This is a genomic window from Leucobacter sp. M11 (assembly GCF_035726885.1).
GTDB lineage: Bacteria > Actinomycetota > Actinomycetes > Actinomycetales > Microbacteriaceae > JAPFRB01.
Window position 1 is genome coordinate 84,936 of the sequence record NZ_JAPFRB010000003.1, and the last position, 5,011, is coordinate 89,946.

At 72.2% G+C, this 5,011-nt stretch carries 5 protein-coding genes; 3 read left to right on the top strand and 2 right to left on the bottom strand.

Annotation, left to right across the window (positions count from 1 at the left end):
- The 3 genes from OOT08_RS08640 to OOT08_RS08650 form a co-directional block, all read left to right on the top strand.
- On the top strand, positions 1–632 hold a 632-nt coding region (locus tag OOT08_RS08640; RefSeq protein ID WP_325092228.1), incomplete at its 5' end, for a winged helix-turn-helix domain-containing protein.
- Between the two features lie 104 nt (positions 633–736).
- On the top strand, positions 737–1,876 hold the full coding sequence (locus OOT08_RS08645; protein ID WP_325092229.1) for a DUF4870 domain-containing protein: 1,140 nt from the start codon (positions 737–739) through the stop codon (positions 1,874–1,876).
- Positions 1,877–2,181: 305 nt separating this feature from the next.
- Entirely contained in the window at positions 2,182–3,381 is a 1,200-nt protein-coding gene (locus tag OOT08_RS08650) for an NAD(P)-dependent malic enzyme (protein WP_325092230.1), read from the top strand.
- A 22-nt stretch (positions 3,382–3,403) separates the two neighbouring features.
- On the opposite strand, the gene OOT08_RS08655 is transcribed toward OOT08_RS08650, so the two are convergent.
- Positions 3,404–3,841, bottom strand: coding sequence for a PGPGW domain-containing protein (locus OOT08_RS08655; protein WP_325092231.1), 438 nt, complete (start codon positions 3,839–3,841; stop codon positions 3,404–3,406).
- 168 nt (positions 3,842–4,009) lie between these two features.
- A partial coding sequence (locus OOT08_RS08660) for a hypothetical protein (RefSeq protein WP_325092232.1) occupies positions 4,010–5,011 on the bottom strand: 1,002 nt, incomplete at its 5' end.

Sequence of the window (5,011 nt, forward strand, 5' to 3'; positions counted from 1 at the left end):
AGCGCGGCGGCCTCCCCCAGGGCAGCGAGGTACGCGGCTTCGCCCTCTACGTCGGCCTGACCGAGGAGGACGCGAGCAACCCCGCGCTCGCGCACATCGTCTCCCAGATCAAGGCGCTCGTCGGTCAGCTCGCGCCGACGGCGGAAACCTACGCGTCCGTGGCGCTCGCCCCCGAGGGCGCGGGCGGCCGAAACGTTGACGTGGTGCGGCTCGCCCTCGGCGACCCCGCCGCGCAGGCCAAGCTGCGCGAGCAGCAGGCGCCCACCCCCGACGAGGAGGAGCAGGACCTCGCCCGCTCGGGCGTCGTGGTCGACCTGTCCCGGAAGCGCCTCCTGCTCGACAACCACCCCGTGACCCTCACCTACCGCGAGTTCGAGCTCCTGCAGTACTTCGTGCTTCGCGAGGGCCGGACCGTGGACCGCCAGGAGATCATCACGACCCTGTGGCAGGACGCCGCCGAGGAGGAAGTGCCGAGCGAGCGCACGATCGACGTCCACGTCCGTCGACTGCGCGTGAAGCTCGCCCACTACCAGGACATCATCCGCACGGTTCGGGGGATCGGCTACCGCTTCGACCGGCACGCGGACGTGCGCATCCTGCACTCGGCCACGCCCAGCCCGGACCTCTTCTAGGCTCCGCGAGCCCGCCTGCGGCCCCGGGCGTTCCTGGGAGTTTCGCGCCCCTCGGGGTCGGGTGCGGTAGCGTTTTTCCTGCCACCTGAGCGTGAGGAGTCACCGTGACCGATGTGCCACCGTTTCCCAACGAGAACCAGCCGCAGAGCGAGCCCGCCGTGCCCGAAGCGCCCGGCGCACCGGAGGTGCCCGGCCCGCCGAATGAGGTGAGCGATCCGACAGTCCCGGGCGAACCGCAGCCGCCGATGCCCCCGGGCACGCCTCAGCCGCCCACGCCTCCGCCGGCCCCGGAACTGCCCGAGTCGGCGCTGCCCGAGCCCGCGCTGCCCGGTTCCTCCCTGCCCGAGCCCGTGCCGGGCGCGGAGACGCCGCCCTGGGCGCACGGGGGGCCCGACGCCCCGAAGACCGCGGCGGCCGCGGATCTCTCGGCGGCCGCGAACGACCCCGAGCCGCCGGCTGCCCCGTCGCACCCCGAGTCCCCGCCGCTCCCGGACGCCCCGTCGCTCCCAGAGTCCCCGACGCTGCCGGAGTCCCCGGCGCTCCCCGAGTCCCCGGCGCATCCCGAGTTTCCGGCGCAGCCCGACAGCGGAGGCGTGCCCGATCCCTCGGCGGTTCCGGGTGTGTCAGCGGTTCCGGGTGCTTCAGCGGTCCCAGGTGCTTCAGCGGTCCCGGATGCTTTCGCGGCCCCGGATGCTTTCGCGGCCCCGGAGGCCACGGACATCCCCGCGTTTTCGCCGCCGCCGAGCACCGGTCAGGCACCCGGCGCATCGCCCACGCCTGGTTTCCCGGAGGCCAGCGCGTACCCGCACGCGCCCGGCTCCCCGCAAGCGCCCGGCTATTCGCAAGCGCCCGGCTACTCGTACGCCCCGGGAGCGCAGCAGGCCCCCGGCTCCGGGCAGGACGCGAACGCACAGGCCGCCGCCCTCAGCGCCGTACAGATCAACTACTGGCTGTCCGCGTTCTTCAGCTGGATCCCCGCGCTCATCTTCTTTGTCGTCGAGCGCGGCAAGAACCCCCTGGCAGATCGCCACCACACCGCGAACCTCAACTTTTCGCTGCTCCGGGTGATCGTGGCGTTGGTCACCTCGATTTTCCTCCTGATCCCGTTCCTCGGCCCGCTCCTGTTCTGGGCCGTCTCGCTCGCCCTGTTCATCATTCACCTCATCGCCGCGGTCAAGGGTCCGGAGGCGATGCGCCAGGGGCAGACGTATCGGTTCCCCGTCAATATCCCCCTGGTGAAGTAGCCGAGCCGTCCCCGGCCGGTGGGCGCTCCGGCCCGGAGCGGAGCGCCCACCGACGGATCGGCAAAAACGCGACTTTTTGCTGATTCGGCAGAGCCGCGCGTTCTTTTCGGCCATAAGACTCGGCTCCCTTGGTTTCTGGGCACATATGATGAGTGTCATTCGGCCCCCCATCCGGGACCCCACACGCAGAATCACGCTCGCGCGAGAGACGTCACACCGTTGATGCGAGCTCCGAAGCGCACCCGCGGCTCCGACCCACAGCAGACCAGACACGGCTGCCCGTGTCCCGCCATCAGGAGAAGCGTATGAACGCCCCCAACCCCCGCCAGAGCACCACGAACACCGCATCCGTCATCGAGCAGATCAGCTCGCAGGAGATCTTCGACTCCCACCTGGGCGGCAAGCTCAGCGTCGAGTGCACGATCCCCCTCGCCTCGAAGCGCGACATGTCCATCGCCTACACCCCCGGCGTCGCCGAGGTGTCACGGGCGATCAACGCCCAGCCCGAGCTCGCCGCGAGCCACACCTGGGCCTCGCGGCTCGTGGCCGTCGTCTCCGACGGCACCGCGGTCCTCGGACTCGGTGACATTGGCGCCGCTGCCTCCCTGCCGGTCATGGAGGGCAAGAGCGCCCTGTTCCGCCAGTTCGGCGGCCTCAACTCCATCCCCCTGGTGCTCGAGACGACCGACGTCGACGAGATCGTCGAAACCCTCGTCCGGCTCCGCCCGAGCTTCGGCGCCGTGAACCTCGAGGACGTGTCCGCGCCGCGCTGCTTCGAGCTGGAGCGCCGCCTCATCGAGGCGCTCGACTGCCCCGTCATGCACGACGACCAACACGGCACCGCGGTCGTGGTGCTCGCGGCGCTCATGAACGCGCTCACTCTGACCGAGCGCGACATCGCGGACACCCGCGTGGTCGTCTCCGGGGCCGGGGCCGCCGGTATCGCCGTCACCGAGATCCTGCTCGGGGCGGGCGCTGGGGACGTGATCCTGGTTGATTCCCAGGGCATCATTTCCCGCGAGCGCGAGGGCCTCACGGGCGTCAAGCGCGACTACGCGGAACGGACGAACCGCGAGGCGCGCATCGGCGGGGTCGAGGACGCCCTCCGCGGGGCCGATGTCTTCGTCGGGGTGTCCTCCGCTCGCGTCCCGGCCGAACACCTGGCCGGCATGAACGAGCGCGCGATCGTGTTCGCCCTCTCGAACCCGACGCCCGAGGTCTCCCCCGAGGACGCCGCGCGGTACGCGGAGGTCATCGCGACCGGCCGCTCCGATTTCCCGAACCAGATCAACAACGTCCTCGCCTTCCCCGGGATCTTCCGCGGCGCGCTCGACGCGGGCGCGCGCCGAATCACCCCGGCCATGAAGATCGCGGCGGCGACCGCGATCGCCGAGCTCGTCAGCCCCGAGGAACTCGCCGCGACGTTCGTGGTGCCCTCCCCGCTCGACCCCCGGGTCGCACAGCAGGTCGCCCTCGCGGTCTCCCGGGCTGTCGAGGAGGACTAGCCCCCGGCCGATGCCCGCGCGGTCACGCGACGGGTGCGGTGGCGCGCCCGCTCGTCGCGAGTTCGCGGCGGGCGGGCGTCGCACGGCCCCGATCTGCTCGCTGGGCGGGGGCCGAAGCGGCGTCGCGACGGGCCGCACGGCGGGCGCGGGCGGCCTGCCACAGGGCCCAGAACCGGGCCAGTGCGCGCTTCACCACGGCCGCGAGCCGGTTTGCCCACGAGAATTCGGTGCCGAGCACGGCCAGGCCAAGGAAGACGACCAACCACCCGGGGCCCGGCAGCGGCACCATGATCAGCCCGATCACGATGATGAGCCCCCCGAGCGCGGCCAGCCCGATGCGGTAGGCGAGGAGCAGCATGGGGCGCGCGCCGATCGCCGCCCGGATGCGTCGAAGCCACCGGCGGAGGGGTCGGTCGGGGCGTTGCCCGAGTTCGATCTCGGCCTGCAGCTGCGTACTCATGGGGCAAGGCTAAAGAGGAAGCCTGGGCGTGCCCTGCGGATCCGATGGGCTTTGCCCGTGCGCGACCCCGGCGGCGGCGCATTGGCCGCCGACCATCGCTAAGCAGGATCGTGCGCACCGACTCCATCGTGAGCCGCGATCGCCTGGCGAGCCGGGTGCCCGCCGCGCTCAGCCCTCGTCCGGCACCCGAATGACCCGGACGAAGCGGACCGTCAGATCGGCGTCGCCCGTGCGCTCCAGGCGCAGTTCCGCGGGCACCGCGCCCGGGAGCACCACGGTCGCCGTTCGCCAACGCCCATCACCCGTCCCCGGGATTGGGGCGGCCTCGCCCTGCGCCGTCACGGCGCCGCCCGCGTCAGCGCCGCGCACCCGCACCGGATCCGAGGCGTCATCCAGGAGGGTCACCTCGACCGCCAGCCGATCCCCGGCGGACGCAGCGGCGGCGGTAAAGCGGGGGTCGAGCACGAAGAGCAGGGCCTCGTCCCCGCCAGCGCGGTCCGTGCGCAGGCCCTCGGCGGCTACGCCGTTCTCCGGGGCCAGTAGGCCCTCGCTCACGGCGGCCTCGCTCCGGTGGGCGACCGCGCCCGGGCGATCGACCTGGGTGAGGAAGCGCTCCAGGTTCCGCACCACGGGCCGTCCCGGCCAGGCACCCGGCTCCGCGAAGCGCGTCCCGGCCACCCCGTCCCACGCGGGTTCGTCGGCCCAGGCCGTGTCCTCGGCCTCCCGCAGCGCCGCCCAGGCGTCCTGGCTTGTCGCCGCGGTCTGCCCGAGGGACAGCCGCACCCAGTCCCACTGCTCCGGCAGCTCCGCAAACCGCGAGTCCCGCGGCACCGCGTACAGCCAGTTCACCCGGAGCTGCAGGGCCTTGAGGTTGGCGAGCGTGACCGCCAGTTCCGGGTCATCGGTGGCGTAGCCGCAGTCGGTGAAGCACTCGTTCTCCGCGGCGACGACCCGGTTCCCCGCGTGTACCGGGGCCTCGTCGTCGATCCTGAGGTGCCCGTTCGTCTCGATGCGCCCCGCGTAGGCGGGGACCTCGCTCAGGTGAAAGTTCGTCAGCTCGGTGATGCCCGTGCGGATCCCGAGCCCGGCGGCAACCGCATCGGCGGCGAAGCCGTCGTCCGCCGCCCCGAAGGGGCCAAAGGGAAAGTCCTCGCCCGTGTACACGAGCGT